The organism is Nannocystis pusilla (genome assembly GCF_026626665.1).
In the GTDB taxonomy this organism is placed as follows: Bacteria; Myxococcota_A; Polyangia; order Nannocystales; family Nannocystaceae; genus Nannocystis; species Nannocystis pusilla.
On record NZ_JAPNKE010000002.1, the window covers coordinates 3,059,178 to 3,077,984 of the forward strand.

General features: G+C 70.7%; 11 protein-coding genes and 2 pseudogenes. All 13 read right to left on the reverse strand.

What is annotated here, in order from left to right; translation table 11 throughout:
- Positions 1–151: 151 nt before the first annotated feature.
- Positions 152–946 carry a hypothetical protein gene (locus OV079_RS13305; RefSeq protein ID WP_267768744.1) on the reverse strand — a complete coding sequence of 265 codons (795 nt, stop codon included), beginning with the start codon at positions 944–946 and terminating at the stop codon, positions 152–154.
- A gap of 307 nt (positions 947–1,253) precedes the next feature.
- The gene (locus tag OV079_RS13310; RefSeq protein ID WP_267768746.1) at positions 1,254–2,408 is read right to left on the reverse strand and encodes a hypothetical protein; all 1,155 of its coding nucleotides are present in this window, start codon (positions 2,406–2,408) and stop codon (positions 1,254–1,256) included.
- Entirely contained in the window at positions 2,380–2,946 is a 567-nt protein-coding gene (locus OV079_RS13315) for a GYF domain-containing protein (protein WP_267768747.1), read from the reverse strand. The genes OV079_RS13310 and OV079_RS13315 overlap by 29 nt, the downstream gene beginning before the upstream one ends.
- 406 nt (positions 2,947–3,352) lie before the next feature.
- A pseudogene (locus OV079_RS13320) lies at positions 3,353–4,662 on the reverse strand (adenylosuccinate synthase).
- Positions 4,632–5,882 carry an ATP phosphoribosyltransferase regulatory subunit gene (locus OV079_RS13330; protein ID WP_267768753.1) on the reverse strand — a complete coding sequence of 417 codons (1,251 nt, stop codon included), beginning with the start codon at positions 5,880–5,882 and terminating at the stop codon, positions 4,632–4,634. The pseudogene OV079_RS13320 and the gene OV079_RS13330 overlap by 31 nt, the downstream one beginning before the upstream one ends.
- A complete protein-coding gene (locus OV079_RS13335) occupies positions 5,879–7,174 on the reverse strand; it encodes a DUF1015 domain-containing protein (RefSeq protein ID WP_267768754.1) in 1,296 nt (431 codons plus the stop codon). Before OV079_RS13335 ends, OV079_RS13330 begins: the two co-directional genes overlap by 4 nt.
- 75 nt (positions 7,175–7,249) lie before the next feature.
- Positions 7,250–8,572 (reverse strand): phosphoribosylamine--glycine ligase, encoded by a 1,323-nt coding sequence (gene purD / locus OV079_RS13340; RefSeq protein ID WP_267768755.1) that lies wholly within the window; start codon positions 8,570–8,572, stop codon positions 7,250–7,252.
- A 20-nt stretch (positions 8,573–8,592) separates the two neighbouring features.
- Positions 8,593–10,199: pseudogene (gene purH, locus OV079_RS13345) on the reverse strand (bifunctional phosphoribosylaminoimidazolecarboxamide formyltransferase/IMP cyclohydrolase).
- Complete coding sequence (locus OV079_RS13350; RefSeq protein ID WP_267768758.1) at positions 10,196–10,810, reverse strand: sigma factor-like helix-turn-helix DNA-binding protein; 615 nt, start codon at positions 10,808–10,810, stop codon at positions 10,196–10,198. Before OV079_RS13350 ends, purH begins: the two are co-directional and overlap by 4 nt.
- Before the next feature lie 106 nt (positions 10,811–10,916).
- The gene (locus tag OV079_RS13355) at positions 10,917–11,531 is read right to left on the reverse strand and encodes a MerR family transcriptional regulator (RefSeq protein ID WP_267768760.1); all 615 of its coding nucleotides are present in this window, start codon (positions 11,529–11,531) and stop codon (positions 10,917–10,919) included.
- A 1,380-nt stretch (positions 11,532–12,911) separates the two neighbouring features.
- Positions 12,912–13,778 (reverse strand): penicillin-insensitive murein endopeptidase, encoded by an 867-nt coding sequence (locus tag OV079_RS13360; RefSeq protein ID WP_267707783.1) that lies wholly within the window; start codon positions 13,776–13,778, stop codon positions 12,912–12,914.
- 228 nt (positions 13,779–14,006) lie between these two features.
- On the reverse strand, positions 14,007–15,950 hold the full coding sequence (dnaK, locus tag OV079_RS13365; RefSeq protein ID WP_267768761.1) for a molecular chaperone DnaK: 1,944 nt from the start codon (positions 15,948–15,950) through the stop codon (positions 14,007–14,009).
- 277 nt (positions 15,951–16,227) lie between these two features.
- On the reverse strand, positions 16,228–18,624 hold the full coding sequence (gene lon, locus OV079_RS13370) for an endopeptidase La (protein WP_420829519.1): 2,397 nt from the start codon (positions 18,622–18,624) through the stop codon (positions 16,228–16,230).
- Between the last annotated feature and the right edge of the window lie 183 nt (positions 18,625–18,807).

Sequence of the window (18,807 nt, forward strand, 5' to 3'; positions counted from 1 at the left end):
ACTTCTTTATCACGGGAAAAAACGCCGAGCAAGCCCACTCTCACGCATTTTTCCCGGCTCCGAGTCTCGCCCGCGGCGCGGCCGAATCGCCTCGGCCGCGGCTTCGGGCCCTGCGGCGGCGAGGAGCTCGCGCGCCGCAGGCAGGAGGCGATCACAGGCCGTCGAGCGGATCGTCGACGTTCTTGCTGACCGAGATCCCGCCCTTCGGCTTCTCCGACTTGGGCTCGCCGTCGCCGCTCGACTTGCTGCCGCTGCTCGACTTGCCCTTGTTCTTCTTCTGCTTGTCCTCGTTGGCCGCCGCTGAGCGTCGAGGGCGGCCTTCTCCGCCAGCAGCTTGCCGCTCCGTCTCGTCCTTGACGTTCTTGAGCTGGTTCTCGATCTCGTCCTTCTGCGACTTGATCTTGTTCTGCTCCTCCTGAAGGCCCTTCAGCTCCTTCATGAGGGACGCCATCTCGGCCGCGCGCTCGTCGTCTTTCTTCTTCTGCTCGATCTGCGCAATCCGCTCGGCCTCGTCGCGCTTCTGGATGTAGTCGTAGATCAAGTAGCCGCCGACGCCGAAGCCGATGACCAGCACGGCGAGGATGCCGTACAGCCACATCGGACGGGCCTTCTTCTCGGCCAGCTTGACCTGCGCGTCGAGGCGCATCTGCTCTTCCTTGAGGCGGGCCTCTTGCTCGGCGCGGGCGCGCAGGTCGGCCTCTTGCAGCCGCAGGCGCTCCTCTCGCTCACGGGCCTCGCGCTCCGCCGTCTCCTTGGCGATCCGCTCCGCTTCCTCGCGGGCCTTGCGTTCGGCGATCTCACGCGCCTTGCGTTCGGCCTCTTCACGGGCACGGCGCTCTGCGTCTTCCTTGGCGCGCCGTTCGCTCTCGACCTCGGCCACGCGGGCGGCCTCGAGGTTCTTGAGCTCACTCAGGGCGATGAGGGCGGAGTTCTCGGTGTTCGACATGGCGAGCAGTGCTCCTGGAGATCGGGGCCCGTGGAGGGCCGGGAAGTCAGTTTCGGTCCGGCGGTCGGCGGTCCAACGCGAACGACCGAGGCAAGGTCTCGGCCAGCGCCGCGGCGCAGAACTTCAGGTTGCCGCAAAACCATGGCGCTGCCTAGCCCCTCGTGTCCGGGCGCTCACAGCGACGCCGTGCGGCCGGCCACGGGTCCGCGGCGACGAACCCGCGCGCGGGCGACGACCGGCGAAAATGCGACGGGGCCGCCCCGAAGGACGACCCCGCTCGACTGTGCAGCGGCGTGCTCGCCGAAGGTCAGAAGCTCACCGACACCTGCGTGCCGATCTGCTCCTTCTGGACCTTCTTGAAGGTGGCCTTCTTGAGCTCCGCGGCCACGCAGTTGGCGAGGCCGTCGTTGCCCGCGGCGTCGACCACGGTCGAGCTCAGCACGGTGCCGGACGGACCGCTGATCGACAGCTTGATCGAGACCTTCTCGCCGCCCTTGGCATTCTTGGCGCAGTTGCTCTTGGCGCTGGCCTTGACCGGGTTGACGCCCGCCTGGATGTCGGAGAGCTCGAGCTTCTCCGGCAGGCTGGAGTCGGACGGCGGCTTGGAGCCGCTGTCGCCGCCGCCGCCGCTCTTCTTGCCGCACTTCGACGGGTCGAGGATGCAGTCGACGCTGTAGTCCTCTTTCTTCTCTTCCTTCTTCGGCTCGGTCTTCGGCTCGGTCTTACCGTCGACGGCGGTCGACTTGCTGTCCGTCTTCTCGCCCTTCTTGTCGGTCTTCTTCGTCGTCGTCTTGGCGACCGTGCCCTTCTTGTCGTCGGGGGTCGCGGGCGGCGTATCGGCGGCGCCGGTCTCGTCCGCCTCCTCGTCCTCTTCCTTCTTCTTCTTCTTGGGCTTGTCGCCGTCGTCCTCGTCTTCCGGCTTCTCCTTCACCTCGGCCGGCTTGATGACCTCGACGATCTTCGTCTCCGGCGTCGGCGGTGGCCTGGTGAGGATGTACCAAGCCATGCCGCCCATGCCGAGCAGCAGGATCGCCATCAGCGCGTAGAGCGGCGCGTTCGACGAGCGCTGCGGCTCGGGGGCCGGCGCCTCGACCACCGGCTGGGCCGGCGTCACGAGCAGCGGCGCAGCCGAGAGGCCGCCGAAGCCGGTGCCGCCGAAGCTCGGCAGCATCGAGTCGTCACGACCCTCTTCGCCGCCGCCGCCGCCGCCGCCACCGCCACCGCCGCCGCCCATCATGCCGCTCATGGCGCGGATGTCGATGAGGCCCGAACCTTCGTTGTTGCCGGTCGGCGAGGCCGCCGGAGCACCGCCGCCGCCGCCGCCGCCGCTGCCGAGCGAGAACGACGGGCCGCTGGGCGCCGGACCGCCGCCGCCCTGCTTGCTGCCCATCGCGATCGAGGAGAGGCTGTCGAGCGAGAACAGCACCGAGTTCTCATTGCGCGCGCCGGTCAGCGAGGACACGCGCGGGTTCTCGCCGCTGGCTGCCGGCGAGGCCGAAGCCTTCGGGCCGCTGGTCGCTGCCGCGGGCGCCGCCGCGGCGGGCTGGCGCGCGGGCTCGGGCTGGCGGTCGTAGCTCGAGGAGCTCGGCGTCGCCGCGGGAGCGGGCGCGCTGTAGTCGTCGTCGCTGCCGCCCGCGAACGGATCGGGCGCCGAGCTGGCGGGGAGCTGCGGCCAGATCGGAGAACGCGCCCACGTCACCCAGGGGCAGCCAATCTTCGAAGCCCTCCTGCCAGACCGAAGTGTCCTTGTCGATCTCTCCGGCGGCGAAGCGCTCGCGGACCTCGGCCTCGCTGATCGGCCCCACGGTCTCGCCACCGATCGCAAGGTGCCAGCCCGGCTCGTCGGCTGGCGCATCACCACCATCCTCTGCGCCGCCTGCCTTGTCGCGGACGATGATGACGTTGCTGCACTTCTTGCAGCGGATCTTGAAGGTCTTGCCGCGGACCTTGTCGTCCGCAATCGAGTATTTGGCTCCGCACTTATCGCATTCGATCTTCATGAGCGTGATTCCTGGGATTCGCTCGCCAGAGCGCGACGGCGTCCTGCAGAAGTGACTACGTCCGCGGGGCCGCCAGTATAGGAAATGCGGCTGGTAGGTACAACCAGACGGAGAAAACAGCCGACGGCCGCAGCCAGGGTCGCGTGGCGCCGCCCTTCGCCGACCCCTGCCCCACACGAGTTCGGGCTCACCCCACCGGACATCTGCCCAGCGGCCTCTGGGAGCCTGGCAGCGCGGGTTTGACCGCTTGGCGCGACAAACGCGCGGCGGCGCTCCAGAGGGTTCATGGAGCGAGTTCGGGGCTGCTGCGGTGCCGGCGCGACCTTCGAGCCGTCACGACGCGGGGCGACCAGCCCGAAGGGCCAGAGCGCTGCAGGGTCGTGACGGCGGCTCACGGGCAATCGGCTCAAAACGGGTCCCGCAGCAGGATGGTCTGCTCTCGATCGGGCCCGAGCGAGACCAGAGTGATGGGGACGCCGACCTCGTCTGCGATCAGGTCGAGGTAGGCGCGCACGGCGGCGGGGAGATCTTCGAGGCGCCTGGCGGCCGAGATTCGTCCGCGCAGCGAGGGATCGCCCCAGCCGGGCGCCGGGCTGAGCACGGGCACGACCTCGTCGAGCTCGACGTCGCCGGGCGAAGCTCCGTCGGCGTACGCGCGGCAGACCTGGACCTCGGGCATCGCCGCCAGCACGTCGAGCTTGGTGATGCACAGGCCGGTGAGGCCGTTGAGGCGCGCCGCGTAGCGCAGCGCCGGCAGGTCGAGCCAGCCGCAGTCGCGCGGGCGACCCGTGGTCGCGCCGAACTCGTCGCCGGCGATGCGCAGCTGATCGCCGAGCGGGCCCTCGAGCTTGGTCGGGAACGGGCCGGCGCCGACGCGCGTGGCGTAGGCCTTGCTGATGCCCCAGGCCCCGTCGATCGCAGTCGGGCCGACGCCGATGCCGGAGCACACGCCGCCCGCCAGGGTCGTCGACGACGTCACGAACGGGTACGTGCCGTGGTCGAGGTCCAGGAGGGCCCCCTGCGCGCCCTCGAAGAGCACGCGCTTGCCGGCGCGGATGGCCGCGTCGACCAGCTCGCCGGCGTCGCACACCTTGTCCGCGAGCCACGCCGCCCACGCCTGCGCGCGGGCCAGCTCGGCCGCGACGTCGACCCGTTCGCTGGATCCGAGGCGCGCGATCTCGCCGTCCACGACCTCCTTCGCCAGCTCGAGGCGCGCCCGCAGCCGCTCGGGGCGGAACAGGTCGCGCACCCGCACCCCGCGGCGGCCCGCCTTCGCCTCGTACGCCGGGCCGATCCCGCGGCGCGTGGTCCCGATCTTGGCCGCCTGGGCCCGGTCCTCGCGCAGGCCGTCGAGCAGGCGGTGGTGCGGGAAGATCACGTGAGCGTCGCGCGAGACCCGGAGCTCGCCGCCGTGCAGCATCCCGGCCGTCTGCAGCTCCTCGACCTCGGCGCGGAACACGTCGACATCGATCACCATCCCTGCCCCGAGCACGCACGGCGTCCCCGGTAGGCGCAGCCGGACGGCACCAGGTGGGTCACGAGCTTGCGCCCGCCGATCACCAGCGTGTGCCCGGCGTTGTTGCCACCGGCGTAGCGCGCCACCAGTTGCGCCTGGCTGGCGAGGTAGTCGACCACCTTGCCCTTGCCCTCGTCGCCCCATTGTGCGCCGACCACGATCAGCGTCGTCATGCTCCGCTCTCCTCCGCCCGGCGCCACGCGCCCGGCTGTCCTTGCGACCAGATCTCGGCCCGCTCGTCGGCGCCGAAGTACACCAGCACGTCGGCCTCCGCGGCCGCGGCCTGAGCTGCCTCGAGGGACAGCCCCGCCTGGACCCACGCGCGCCGACCGGCGGCCCGCTCGGCCTCGGCACGCGCGGTCGCCAGGGCGCGCGCCTGCGGCTCTCGACTGTGGATCGCCACCATCACGCCGCCCGCTCGCCCCGCCACGACCGCCGCGTCGGCGTCGAGCGAGGCCTCGAGCGCGTCGAGCTTGACCGCGAAGCCTGCCCCGCCCGCGTAGCGCCCGCCGACCACCAGCGGCCTGGCCGAGCCCGGCGCCCACGCGCGCAGGCGCAGCCCGGTGTAGTAGTCGAACCCGCGCACCTCGCCGAGGTCGACGACGAGGCGCGCGTGCAGCTCCGGGGCTCGCGCCTCGACCACCGCGAGCGTCGCCTCGAGCCGGGCCAGCCGCTCGGCCAGCCATGGCCAGCGCGCGCGGATGTCCGCCGGGACATGTTTTAAAATACCTGGCGCTCCGAACAGCTCGCACAGGAGCCCGAGCCAGCGCCGCGGCTCCTCGCCGAGCGCCAGGCCGGCGGCGAAGCGCGCGACCCCGCCGGCGTCCTTGCGCGCGAGCAGCCCGTGCAGCGCCTCGACGTCGCAGCTCGGCAGGCGCTCGAACAGCCCGCGGGCGATGCCGACGTCCGCGACCTCGAGCGCCGCGCCCTGCACCCCGGCGGCCCGCAGCGCCTCGTCCGCGAGCAAGATCAGCTCCGCGTCGGCCTCGGGCGCGTCGTCGCCGAGCAGCTCGACGCCGACCTGGTGGCGCTCGCTCTGCTCATGTGTCCCTTCGGACAGGCGCACGACGTCGGCCGCGTAGCACAGGCGCACCGCCTCCCCGGCCGCGAGCCGCTCGCGCAGCTGCTGCCCCGCGAGGCGGGCGATCTGCGGCGTGATGTCGGAGCGCAGCGTCACCAGCTCGCCCGAGCCCGCCTCGATGAAGCGGACGCAGCGCTGCCGCTCGCGCTCGGCCAGCCAGCGGCCGAACACCGCGAAGTACTCGATCGCCGGCGTCACCACCGGGTCGTAGCCCCAGCGGTCGAACACGGCGAGCAGCGCCTCGGTCACGGCGCGACGGCGGCGCGCGGCGACCGGCAGCAGATCACGGGCGCCGCGCGGGAGCACCGCGTCGACGCCCTCGGGGAGTCGCGCGCTCAAAGCCCTGCCTTGAGGTCGTGGAACACCAGGCCGGTCGGGATCTTCGGGTAGAAGAAGGTGCTCTTCTGCGGCATCACCTCGCCGCTGTCGCACACCGCCCGGACGTCGCGGACCGGCGTCGGGTTCATGAAGCACACCAGCTGCACGTCGCTGCCGCCGGCGCGGGCCACCGCCAGCGCCTCGTCGGTCGACTTGTAGTAGCGGATGTTGGTGTTCTGCGCCTGCGCCTCGCGCGTCACGCCGAAGCCGCGATCGAGGATGAGCTCGTGCAGCAGCGCGACGTCGAGGCGCTGCAGCGCCGGCGCCAGGTGCTGCAGCCCGGCCGCCGCCGGGTCGAAGTCGGGGCGCAGGGCCAGCACGACGAGCTCGCCGCTCGCCGGCACCGCCAGGCCGAACGCCGCGCCGCTCGCCCCCACCTCGGCCAGGCGCGCGCGCACTGCCGCCGCGTCGGCCGGCAGCGGCTCGCGGGTGATGGTGAAGAACGGCTCGACCTGCGCCAGCGCGGCCGCGAGGTCGAGGCCGGGCACGCTGTGGATCAGTCGGTGCGTCGGCAGCACCACGAGGCCCGGGTCATCGAGGTTCGACAGGAAAATGAGGCCCCAGCGCGCCACCTCGCCCTTGCCCGCGGCCGCGAGCTCGTCGCGGAACGTGCACATCGTCTCGTAGCGGTGGTGGCCGTCGGCGATGTAGATCTTCTTGTCCTCGAGCACGGAGCTGAGCGCGGCGGTGGCCGCCGGATCGTCGACGCGGTAGAGCACGTGGTGGGTGCCGTCGAAGTCGCCCTCGAGCACCGGCGCGCCGAGAGCCCGCGTCGTCGCGGCCTCCCACGCGCGGCCGGGGTCCGAGAACATGCCGAACACCAGCTCGAGGTGGGCCCCGCACGCGCGCATCAGCTTGAGGCGGTCGGCCTTCGGACCCGAGAGCGTGCGCTCGTGCGCGAGCACCGGCCCAGCGCCGAAGCGGGTCAGCTCGACGAGGCCGATGAAGCCCTTGCGGGTGTACTGCTGGCCCTCCGAGGTGAACGTCTGGTGGTAGACGTAGAAGCTCGGGCTGTCGTCGCGCACCAGCGCCTCGCGCTCGAGCGCGGCGAAGCGCTGCGCGCCCTCCTCGTACTTCGCGTCGCCTTCCCCGGCGGGCAGGATCACGTGGATGCAGTTGTGCGGCGAGCGAGCGCCGATGCGTTCGCGGCCGGCCGCGTCGACGACGTCGTACGGAGGCGCGAGCAGCAGACCGGCGTCGCCGAGGCGGGGGAGGTCGTAACGGAAGCCGCGGAGCGGACGGACGTGTGCCATCGCCCGCCGTATACCACGCTCTCGCGCGCGGCGCGGGCGTCCCCGGCTCGCAGCTGCAGGCCTCCGCAGGTTGTCTCATTCCGCTCGACGGGTGAGCGCTCGCACGCCGATGTCACGGCGGAACTGGCCGCCCTCGACCTCGATGTCGGCGAGCGCCGCGTAGGCGCGCTCGATGGCCGCCCGCAAGTCGACGCCGCGGGCGCAGACCCCGAGCACCCGGCCGCCGCGCGTCTCCCAGCCGAGCGCGCCGCGACGCGTACCGGCGTGGAACACCTTGACCTCGGCGAGCTCCGCGACCGTCTCGAGCCCGCGGATCGCCGCACCCGGCCGGGTCTCGCCGGGATAGCCGGCCGCCGCCACCACCACGCTGGCGGCCGGCGCGGCCGCGTAGGTCCGCGGCGTCAGCTCGCCGCGGGCGGCCGCCAGCAGGTCGGCGACGATCGGCGTCTGCAGGCCGAACAGCACCGGCTGCGCCTCCGGATCGCCGAAGCGGCAGTTGTACTCGATGACCTTCGGCGCGCCGTCCGGCGCGATCATCAGACCGACGAACAGCACGCCGACGAAGCGTCGCCCCTCGGCGCGCAGCCCGGCCAGCGTCGGCCCCACGATCTCCAGCTCCGCCCGCCGCAGCACCGCCGCGTCACACACCGGCGCCGGGCAGTAAGCGCCCATCCCGCCGGTGTTCGGCCCCTCATCGCCGTCGCGCAGGCGCTTGTGGTCCTGGGCGGGCGGTAGGAGGCTCCAGCGCTCGCCGTCGGTCAGCACGAACAGCGACGCCTCCTCGCCGTGCAGCCGCTCCTCGAGCACCACCGTCGCGCCGGCGTCGCCGAAGACATGTCCTTCGAGACAGGACCGAACGGCCAGCTCCGCCTCCTCGAAGCTCTCGGGCACGACCACGCCCTTGCCGGCCGCCAGGCCGCTGGCCTTGATCACCGGCGGGCTGGCGAACGAGCGCACCGCCGCCAGCGCCTCGCCCAGCCCGGTGACCGTCACGTGCGCCGCCGTCGGGATCGCGTGGCGGGCCATGAACGCCTTGGCCACCGCCTTGCTGCCCTCGAGCTCCGCGGCCGCCGCCGACGGCCCGAACACCGCGTGACCGGCCGCGCGCAGGCGGTCGGCCAGCCCGTCGACCAGCGGCTGCTCGGGGCCGACGATCACCAGGTCCGGGCGCAGCGCGTCGGCCAGCGCGACCTGGCCCGCGAGGTCGCCGACGCCGACCGCGTGGCAGATCGCGTCCTCGGCGATGCCGTCGCTGCCCGGCGCGGCGTGGACCTCGTGGCCCTCGACGCGGCAGCGCCACGCCAGCGCGTGCTCGCGGCCGCCGCCGCCGACGATCAGGACCTTCAAGCTGCTCTTCGGGACATGCACGATCGCACCTGGCCTTTCGGACCTGCGCAAAAAGTCAGCAGCGCAAGAAGTCAGTGACGGAAGTGCCGCTGACCGGTGAACACCATCGCCAGGCCGTGCTCGTCGGCGGCGGTCACGACCTCCTCGTCGCGGACCGAGCCGCCGGGCTGGACGATCGCCGTCACCCCGGCCGCGGCCGCGGCGTCGACCCCGTCGCGGAACGGGAAGAACGCGTCGGAGGCGAGCACCGCCCCCTGCGCGCGCTGGCCCGCGCGGGCCGTCGCCTGCCGGGCCGCCTCGACGCGTGAGGTCTGGCCGCCGCCGATGCCGACGGTCGCGCCGTCCTTGCACAGCACGATCGCGTTCGAGCGCACCGCCTTGCCGACGATCTGCGCCAGCTCGAGGTCGCGCAGCTCGAGGCCGTGGGCGCGCGGCGGGTCGCCACCTTGGCCTGCGCCGCCCCCACCGTCACGGCGTCCTCGCGCTGGGCCAGCAGGCCGCCCGCGATCGAGCGCAGGCGCAGGGCCGGCTGGCTCTCGGGACCTGTCCCGACGAGCATGTCCTCGAGCGACAACAGGCGGAGGTTCTTCTTGCCGGCCAGCAGCGCCAGCGCCTCCGGGCTGAACGACGGGGCGATCACGACTTCGAGGAAGGTCTCGGCCAGCCGCTCGGCGACGGCGCGGTCGACCGGTCCGGACAGCGCCACGATCCCGCCGAACGCGCTCTCGGCGTCGGCCTCGCGGGCGCGCACGTACACGTCGGCGAGCGACTCGTCGCCGCGGGCGATCGCCGCGCCGCACGGCGACACGTGCTTGATGACCGCGGCCGCCAGGCCCAGGCGGCTGAGGTCGCGGCACAGGCCGAGCGCCGCGTCGGCGTCGAGCAGGTTGTTGTACGACAGCGCCTTGCCCTGGTGCTGGACCGCGCGGTGCAGCCCGGCCGGCTCGCCGGCCGCCAGCTCGGTCGCGTAGAAGCGGGCCGGCTGGTGCGGGTTCTCGCCGTAGCGCAGCTCGCCCTGGGCCGCGCCGGCGACGAACAGCCGGTCGGGCAGCGCATCTGTCCCGACGGACAGGCCGGCGTCGTCGAAGCGCGCCAGGTAGCCGGCGATCGCCGCGTCGTAGGCGGCCGTGTGCGCGTAGGCCTTGCGCATCAGCGAGCGGCGCAGGCTCTCGGGCAGCGCGCCGCCGTGCTCGCGCAGCGCCTCGCCGAGGCGCGCGTAGTCGGCCGGGTCGACGACCACCGCCACGCGCTGCCAGTTCTTGGCCGCCGCGCGCACCATCGCCGGACCGCCGATGTCGATGTTCTCGACCGCGTCCTCGAAGCTGCTGCCGGGCTTGGCGACGACCTGGCGGAACGGATAGAGGTTGACGACCACGAGGTCGATCGGCGCGATGCCGTGGAGCCGCAGCTCGGCCTCGTGCGCCGGGGTCGGCAGGGCCAGGATCCCGCCGTGGATCTTCGGGTGCAACGTCTTGACGCGCCCGCCGAGGATCTCGGGCGCGCCGGTGTACTCGCTCACCTTGACGACCGCGACGCCGAGCGCCTCGAGGGCCTGGTAGGTCCCTCCGGTCGACAGCACCTCGACCTGGGAGTCGATGAGGATCTGCGCCAGGACCTCGAGGTGGGTCTTGTCGCTGACGCTGACGAGGGCGCGACGGATCGGCGTGGGCGCGGTCATAGGCGCGCCCGCGGTACCACCCGCGCGGCGGCCGGGTCAACCTCTTCGCGGGCCAGGTACGAGAGAAGATCCTCGCCGCCCGCTTCCTTGAGCTTGAGCAGGCCGCGGACCTCGACCTGGCGGATGCGCTCGCGCGTGAGGTTGAGGATCTCACCCACCTCTTCCAGCGTGATCCCGCCGCCTTGCGCGACGTCGAGGGCGCAGGAGTGCTGTAGCTCCCACACCTCGAGGTCGGGGAAGTTGATCTTGATACTGCCGGTCGCCGGGTTCACGTCGATGTAGAGGTGGTGCTTGCAGCTGACGTACGGGCACGGGCGGGCGACGTTGGCACACTCGCCGCGCGACTTGGGCCGCCAGTAGCTGCGCTCCGGGTAGAGCAGCGCGCCGATCCGCAGCTCCTCCTTGGTGAGCCGCTTCATGGCGATCGTCTTGGCGCGGGCGCGCCGCACGATCGGCCGCGGATCGTCGCCGTCGTCGCCGGCGTCCTCGTCGCCGGCTTCTTCACCGGCGTCGCTCGCGATCTCGTGGTCGGTGTCGTGGTCGCGGCCCTCGTCGAGGTCGCTGTCGCGATCGAGGTCGCTGCCGGTGGCGAGAGAGTTGTTCTTCAGCATGATGATCCCCATGCGGCGCGCGCGGAGCGGCGCCGTTATCCCCAAAAATGCGCGGTGGTGAGCGGAACGAACGGGCAGGTCTAAAAGGACAGGTCCAAAAGGACAGTTACAAAAGTTCAGTCGGACTCGCGGCCCCACCGCCCCGTGGACGGACAGCGCCGCCGCCGGCGATGAGCAGCTTCTCGAGGCGGTAGACGCCGGACAGCAGCGCGTCCGCGGCCGAGCGGAGCGAGCGGAGCTCGCCGTAGAGGCTGTCGCGCCGCGGCGACGGATCCTCGGCGTCGATCTTCGCGGCGAAGGCGGACAGCAGCTCCTCGAGCGCCTCGTCGAGGATCTCGATGCTGTCCTTGAAGGTGAGGAACTTGGCCTGGATCTCCTCGATCGTGTAGCGCTCCGCCATCAACTTCTTGATGGTGTTGATGCGACGCACCGCGCGGATCGGGTACACGCCGTGCGAGCCGAGGTGCTTGCCCTTGTGGCCGACCCGCCGCGAGCGCGGCACCAGGCCGAGCTGCACGTAGCGGCGCAGGTTCGCCTCGCTGAACTTGACGTCGGCGTCCTCGAACACCGCGACGAGCTGCTGCGACGACAACCCCTCGGGGCTGCTCGCTTCGATGTCGCGGATCTGGGCTTCGGTGAGCGCGGTCGGCATGGCGGGTGCTGCGGGGAGAGTCGCGGCCGGGAGCGCGTGGACGGCGGTGCCCGGACGGAGAGGCTTCACAAGGTAGCGGAGGTGCGATCCAAGCCGTGTAGTTCCTTTGGCGCGATCAGGTTGGCTTGTGGGTCCGCAATATAATCTACTGAGTAGATCACTAGAAGCACTTTCACGCGAGGTCGGCAAGTTTCGGTCGTCTCGCATTCTGCGATAACGTTCAGTACCCCCCTGCCCAGGCATTCAGTTGAAGCGCCGTACGAGCAGCTGTCGCGCCCGCGAGTCCGTCGCACGAGCAACAGCCTCAGCCGCCGCAACGCCGGCCAGACGCGAGATCTCGCCGCCACCACGACATGGCCGACCGCCGGCTCGATCTACTCAAGCGATCGCAGTGACACGCGCTCGTCGACTCGATGTGCAGATCTCCATCGCCGAGATCTCGCCTCGCGCCGCCTGACCTTCGAGCCAGGCGCAGCCGACGGCGCATGCGCGCAGCCGCCGACTCGCTTCACGCGATCTGGCCGTAAACCGCAGCAGACGGGCGATCAGCGCGGGTTCCCGCGATCGCAATCTGCGAAGCCGGCTCGCATTGCCGGCCACCTTCTCACGTGCACAGCAAGTCGGCTCCACGAGCCGACTTGCGAGCATCACGACGCAGCAAGTCGGCTTCACGAGCCGACTTGCGGGACGCAGCACGACCCGAGACGAGCTCGCTGCGCCGGAGCTGCGCTCTCTCGCAAGTTGCGAGTCGGCCCGCGTGGGGCCGGCGTGACGCTCCCGGGACTGGGCCCTCGAGCGCCGCGCGGTCGCCTGTTGCGAGGAAGGCAGCGGCGCTCGCAACCTGCGAGCCCTGCCCTCGCCGCTCGCTCGGCCCGACCGCTCGCAACTTGCGAGGAGAGATCCGCCGCTCGCAACTTGCGAGCCCGCGGCCCGTCCTACCCGACCGCTCGCAACTTGCGAGGAGAGATCCGTCGCTCGCAACCTGCGAGCCACGTCCCCGCGGCCCGCCCTACCCGACCGATCGCAACTTGCGAGGCCCGCTGCCCTCGACCCGCGAGCCTCGGCCGCACCTCCGCACCGGCCGGCTGGCCGCTATCCCGAGCGCCGATCGCAACTTGCGAGTGCGACCACCGGCGTCGACCCGCGGCCACTCACCGACCCTGCGCTCACTCGCGCGCGGCCTGAAGCCTGAGGGTTGCGGCCCTCGGATCGGCTCCGCTTGTGAGCCGTCGAGGCACGTACGGGTGCACCGCCTGTGGCTCGAGCACGGCTCCTCGAGCACCCGCCGCGTACCGGCATGGCGAGAAGCGGCCCGCGCAGCGACTGGCGAACGCGACCCTGAAATTCGCGCTCGTGCATGGCTGTCCCGAAGGACAGGTGCCCACGTCGCTCGCTCGCGTCACCGCGTCGCACGCTGCCGAACGCTCGCGTGGCCGCGCGAGCGTTCGTTCAACCCGGCGACAGCGCGATGGTCGACAGCGACGCCAGCGAGCGCCAGGCGATCGGGTCGTAGCGCTCCGGGCCGCCGTACTTATACGACTTCTTCTCGTGCTGCCAGACCACGCCGCGGTCGACGCAGCCGTGGAACCGGTCGTCGCGCGGGCAGTAGATCCGCACGTGGAAGTGGTCGCTGTGCGTCGGTGCGTCGGGCGGGTCGTACATGACCGCACGCGCGTACTCGATGAGCCAGCGCGGCTTCTTGTGGCGCGTCGCGTACTCGAGGAGCCGGTCCTCGAGCGGCAGCGACACGAAGATCCACTGCACGCGGATGGTCGCGTCGCTGAGCAGCGCCTCCACCAAGGCCCAGTTGCGCGCGGTGTCGAAGCGACGCTCCTGCCAGATCGCGTCGTTGTAGGTGCCCTTGCCGCGGACGTACGGCTTGCCCTCGCCGTCGTAGCGGATCATGTCGTTCTCCGGGGGCGCCAGCGGCTTGCCCTGTTCGTCGACGCTGTAGAAGATCAGGTCGACGTCGCGGCCGCTCTGGTGGCTGCTGTGCCACTTCGACTTGCCGCCGCGCTGCGGGCTGAGGTCGGCGATGCCGAGCGTCGCCTTCTTCGCCCCGCCCCGCACCGTCTTGGCCGCGCGACCCAGGGCGCTGACCAACTCCTCGGTGCCGTACTGGAAGCCGCGCGTCTTCCAGCGCTCGCCGACCGAGAAGCCGCTGCCCGTCAGCTCGAGCTTGGCCGGCCGGCGCAGGCGGCCGTGGCTCGACAGGCCCGTCGACACGCTGGTGCCATCGGTCCAGAGGTTGGGACCGGCGCAGCTGGTGAGGACGAGCCCGAACGCGAGCGCGACGGCCTTCGCGCGACGACGCATACCCTCATTCTTTTAGTCCCTCCGCGTCACGCTGTCCAAAGACGGGCAAACTCGCGCTGGCGCGCGTCGTGCCGCGTCCGAGGTTGCAGACCCGGCGACCGCCGCGAACCGCCGCCCGAGCCGAGGAGAGCCCCGAGCCCCCGCGCGGCGCCCGAGTTGCGCGCGCACGGGGGCGAGCGAAAAGGGCCGAGCCCCGCGAGGACTCGGCCCGGTGCGCGCCGAAGCGCGTCAGTTCTTCTCTTCGAACTCGGCGTCGATCACGTCGCCTTCGCTCTTGGAGCCGGCGCCCGCTCCGCCCGGACCACCCGGGCCCGGACCGGCACCACCCGGCCCGCCGGGGCCGCCGGGGCCCTGCTGCTCGCCGCCGGGCTGCCCGTACGCCGCCTGCGCCAGCTTGTGCGAGGCCTGCATGAGCTTGTCCTTGGCGGTAGCGATCCGGTCGTCGTCCTTGGAGTCGAACGCCGCCTTCGCGTCGGTGATGGCCGACTCGACCTCGGCCTTCGGCCCGGCCGGGAACTTGTCGCCGTTCTCGGCCAGCAGCTTCTCGGTCTGGATGATCAGCGCCTCGAGGCCGTTGCGGTTCTCGATCGCCTGACGGCGCTTCTTGTCCTCGGCCTCGAACTTCGAGGCGTCGTTGACCATCCGCTCGATCTCGTCCTGCTTGAGGCCGCTGCTCGCGGTGATGGTGATGTTGGCCTCCTTGCCGGTCGCCCGGTCCTTGGCCGACACCTTCACGATGCCGTTGGCGTCGATGTCGAACGTGACCTCGATCTGCGGCACGCCGCGCGGCGCGGCCGGGATGCCGCCGAGGCTGAAGCGGCCGAGCGTGCGGTTGTCGGTCGCCATGCTGCGCTCGCCCTGGACCACGTGGACCTCGACCGACGGCTGGTTGTCGGCGGCCGTGGTGAACACCTCGGTCTTCTTGGTCGGGATCGTGGTGTTGCGCGGGATGAGCACGGTGGTCACGCCGCCGAGGGTCTCGATGCCGAGGCTGAGCGGGGTGACGTCGACGAGCACGATGTCGGTGACATCACCGGCGAGCACGCCTGCCTGGACCGCCGCGCCGAGGCCGACGACCTCGTCGGGGTTGACGCTGCGGTTCGGGTCCTTGCCGAAGAACTCCTTGACGTACTTCTGGACCATCGGCACGCGGGTCGAGCCGCCGACGAGCAGGATCTCGTCGATGTCGCCCGGCGACTTCTTGGCGTCGGCGAGCGCCTTCTTGACCGGCTCGATCGTCTTCTTGACGAGGTCCTCGATCATCGCCTCGAACTTGGCGCGCGACAGGCGGATCTGCAGGTGCTTCGGCCCGGTCGCGTCGGCGGTCAAGAACGGCAGGTTGACCTCCGACTCCATCGCCTGCGACAGCTCGATCTTGGCCTTCTCGGCCGCGTCCTTGAGGCGCTGCAGCACGAGCTTGTCGCCGCCGACGTCGATGCCGGTCTCCTTCTTGAACTCGGCGATCAGCCACTTGATGATGCGGTCGTCGAAGTCGTCGCCGCCGAGGTGGGTGTCACCGTTGGTCGAGATGACCTCGACCACGCTCTCGGCGACCTCGAGGATCGAGATGTCGAAGGTACCGCCGCCGAGGTCGTAGACCGCGATGGTCTGCTCCTTGGCGCTCTTGCCCTTGCCGAGGCCGTAGGCCAGCGCGGCCGCGGTCGGCTCGTTGACGATGCGCTTCACGTCGAGGCCGGCGATCTTGCCGGCGTCCTTGGTCGCCTGGCGCTGGGCGTCGTTGAAGTACGCCGGGACGGTGATGACCGCCTCGTTGACCGTCTCGCCGAGGTAGTCCTCGGCGGCCTTCTTGAGCTTCATCAAGATGCGCGCGCTGATCTCGGGCGGTGAGTAGGCCTTGCCGCGGATCGAGATGTGCGCGTCGCCGTTGGGCGCCTTGACGACCTTGTAGGGCACGCGGTTGACCTCGTGCGACGACACGTCGAGGCCCATGCCCATGAAGCGCTTGACCGAGTAGACGGTGTTCTCGGGGTTGGTGATCGCCTGGCGCCGCGCCTGCTGACCGACGAGGACGTTGCCGTTCGCTTCGAAGGCCACCACCGACGGGGTCGTGCGACCGCCCTCTTCGTTGGGGATGACTTTCGGCTCGCTGCCCTCCATCACGCAGACGACGGAGTTGGTCGTGCCGAGGTCGATACCGATGATCTTGCCCATTGTGGAACTCTGACCTTTCTCGGACTTGTGGCCCGTACGGGCCGGGGGACTTCTGCTTCCCTCTCGAGCCCACAAGGCCGGGAAGCGTTACGGGCGCAGAGTAAGGCCCGGTTCTCGCATGTCAATCGGCCGGCGAGCGGCCCGAGCAGGCGGGAGGGCCCGGAAAATGCACCGGGTCGCAGCGCCTCTGGCGACCGAACGAATTGGTCGCTCGCAACCAAAGGCCGCGGGCCCGGGGATGGGACTCCCAGGGCCCAGCGGTCCGCAAAAGCCGCGCTCAGGTGGCGGCCGTGGCGGGCGGCTCGCCGCGAGCGCCTTCGGTCGAGCTGACCTCGGGCGTCGCGTCGGCCGGGACCACCGGGCGCTCGAACACGTGCTCGGCCACGTCGTGCACGTTCTTCACGCAGAGGATCGTCATGTCTTGCCGGATCTCCTCCGGCACGTCGACCACGTCCTTCTGGTTGCGCTCGGGCAGGATCACGCGCTTGATGCCGGCGCGGTGGGCCGCGAGCATCTTCTCCTTGATGCCGCCGACCGGGAGCACGAGGCCGCGCAGGGTGATCTCGCCGGTCATCGCCACGTCCGGGCGGACGCAGGTGCCGGTGAGCAGCGAGGTGATGGCGGCGAACATCGCCACGCCCGCCGAAGGGCCGTCCTTCGGGATCCCGCCCGCGGGCACGTGGACGTGGATGTCGATGTTCTCGATCGCCGACTTCTCGATGCCGAGCGGGCCGAGGTGGCTCTTCACGTAGCTCATCGCCGCCTGGGCCGACTCCTTCATGACGTCGCCGAGCTGGCCGGTGAGCATGAGCCCGCCCTTCCCGGGCATCTGGGTCGCCTCGACGAACATGATCTCGCCGCCGACCGGGGTCCAGGCGAGGCCGGTGGCCACGCCTGGCTCGGCCGTGCGCTCGGCGACCTCGGGCAGGTACTTCTGCGGCCCGAGGTACTCCGGGATCACGTCCTTGGTGATGACGACCTCGTCCTTGACCTCGCCCTCGACCACCTTGACCGCGATCCCGCGGATGACGGAGCTGATCTCGCGCTCGAGGTTACGGACGCCGGCCTCGTGGGTGTAGCTGTCGATCATCTCGAGCAGCGCGTCGTCGGTGAAGCTGACCTTGAGGTCGGTCTTCTCGAGCCCGTGCTCGCTGATCTGCTTCGGCAGCAGGAAGCGCTTGGCGATCGCCAGCGACTCCTGGCGCGTGTAGCCCGGCAGGCGCAGGATCTCGAGCCTGTCCTTCAGGGCAGGCGGGATCGGGTCGAGGTAGTTCGACGTGGCGATGAACATCACCCGCGACAGGTCGAACGGCACCTCGAGGTAGTGGTCGCTGAACGACCAGTTCTGCTCGGGGTCGAGGACCTCGAGCAGCGCCGAGCCCGGGTCGCCGCGGAAGTCGTGGCCGAGCTTGTCGATCTCGTCGAGCATCATCACCGGGTTGTTGGTGCCGGCGCGCTTGATGCCCTGGATGATGCGGCCCGGCAGCGAGCCGACGTAGGTGCGTCGGTGGCCGCGGATCTCGGCCTCGTCGCGCACGCCGCCGAGGCTGATGCGGACGAACTTGCGGCCGATCGCGCGGGCGATGCTCTTGCCGAGCGAGGTCTTGCCGACGCCGGGCGGGCCCAGGAGGCACAGGATCGGGCCCTTCTTGCTGGCGTTGAGCTTGAGCACCGCCATGTACTCGAGGATGCGCTTCTTGACCTTCTCGAGGTCGTAGTGGTCCTCGTTGAGCACCGTGCGGACGGTGGCGATGTCGAGCTGGTCCTCGCTGGAGATCGACCACGGCAGGTCGACGAGCCACTCGAGGTACGTGCGGGTGACGGTGTACTCGGCGCTGCTGGGCTGCATCGCCTTGAGCCGGTCGAGCTGCTTGCGCGCGACCTTCTCCGCCTCCTCGGGCATCTTCGCGTCGACGATCTTCTTCTGGAACTCCTCGATGTCGCCGGACTCGTCGTCGATCTCGCCGAGCTCGCCCTTGATCGCCTTGAGCTGCTGGCGCAGCACGTACTCGCGCTGCGAGTGGCCCATCTCCTCCTGGACCTGCGAGTTGATGCGCTCGCGGACCTTGAGGATCTCGAGCTGACGCGTGAGCAGCATCAGCACCTTGCGCAGGCGCTCGCGCACGTTGTTGGCGGCCAGGACCTCTTGCTTCTCGCCGGCCTCGATGTCGAGGTTGCTGATCACGAGGTCGGCGACCTGGCTGGGATCGCTGACGCTGTCGAGCAGCGCCGCCGCCTCGCGCGGCAGCTCGGGCACCAGCGCGATCAGCCGCTTGGCCGTCTCCTTGATGCTCTGCACCAGCGCGACGGCCTCGACGTCCTCGCCCTCGACGTCGGGCAGCTCGGTGACGCGGGCCTTGAGGAACGGCTCGCTGGTGACCACGCGCTCGATCGAGATCCGCATCACCCCTTGCAGGATGACGCTGTAGTTGTCCTTCGCGAGCTTGATGACCTTGAGGATCCGCGCCGCGCAGCCGACCGCGTGCAGATCGGCCTCGGTCGGCTCCTCGACGCGAGCCTCGCGTTGCGTGACGATGCCGATGATCGGCCGTTCGTTCGCGATCGCCTCTTCGATCAGCTTGACGGACTTGGGCCGCCCCACGTCGATCGGGATGATCGAGCCGGGGAACAACACCGAGTTGCGCAGGGGCAGGAGCGAGATGACCTCGGGCAGCTCCGGGGCTCTTCGCGGCGACCTGGGGGCGGAGTAAGGGTGTTTTCGGTCACAAGAGTGCCGGAAACGTAACACTCGGCCCTAGGCTGTCAACCACGCGAGTTCCACGCGCGCGGACGGCTGATTCGTGGCCCGGAGAACGGAATTTGCGGTCTCGGGCGCGGACGGACGCGTCGTCAATTC

Bases quoted from the DNA above. Each gene is read 5' to 3' on its own strand.
- OV079_RS13305 (WP_267768744.1), bottom strand. From the start codon at position 946: ATGTCGAACACCGAGAACTCCGCCCTCATCGCCCTGAGTGAGCTCAAG.
- OV079_RS13315 (WP_267768747.1), bottom strand. From the start codon at position 2,946: ATGAAGATCGAATGCGATAAGTGCGGAGCCAAATACTCGATTGCGGAC.
- OV079_RS13335 (WP_267768754.1), bottom strand. From the start codon at position 7,174: ATGGCACACGTCCGTCCGCTCCGCGGCTTCCGTTACGACCTCCCCCGC.
- OV079_RS13350 (WP_267768758.1), bottom strand. From the start codon at position 10,810: ATGCTGAAGAACAACTCTCTCGCCACCGGCAGCGACCTCGATCGCGAC.
- OV079_RS13360 (WP_267707783.1), bottom strand. From the start codon at position 13,778: ATGCGTCGTCGCGCGAAGGCCGTCGCGCTCGCGTTCGGGCTCGTCCTC.
- dnaK (WP_267768761.1), bottom strand. From the start codon at position 15,950: ATGGGCAAGATCATCGGTATCGACCTCGGCACGACCAACTCCGTCGTC.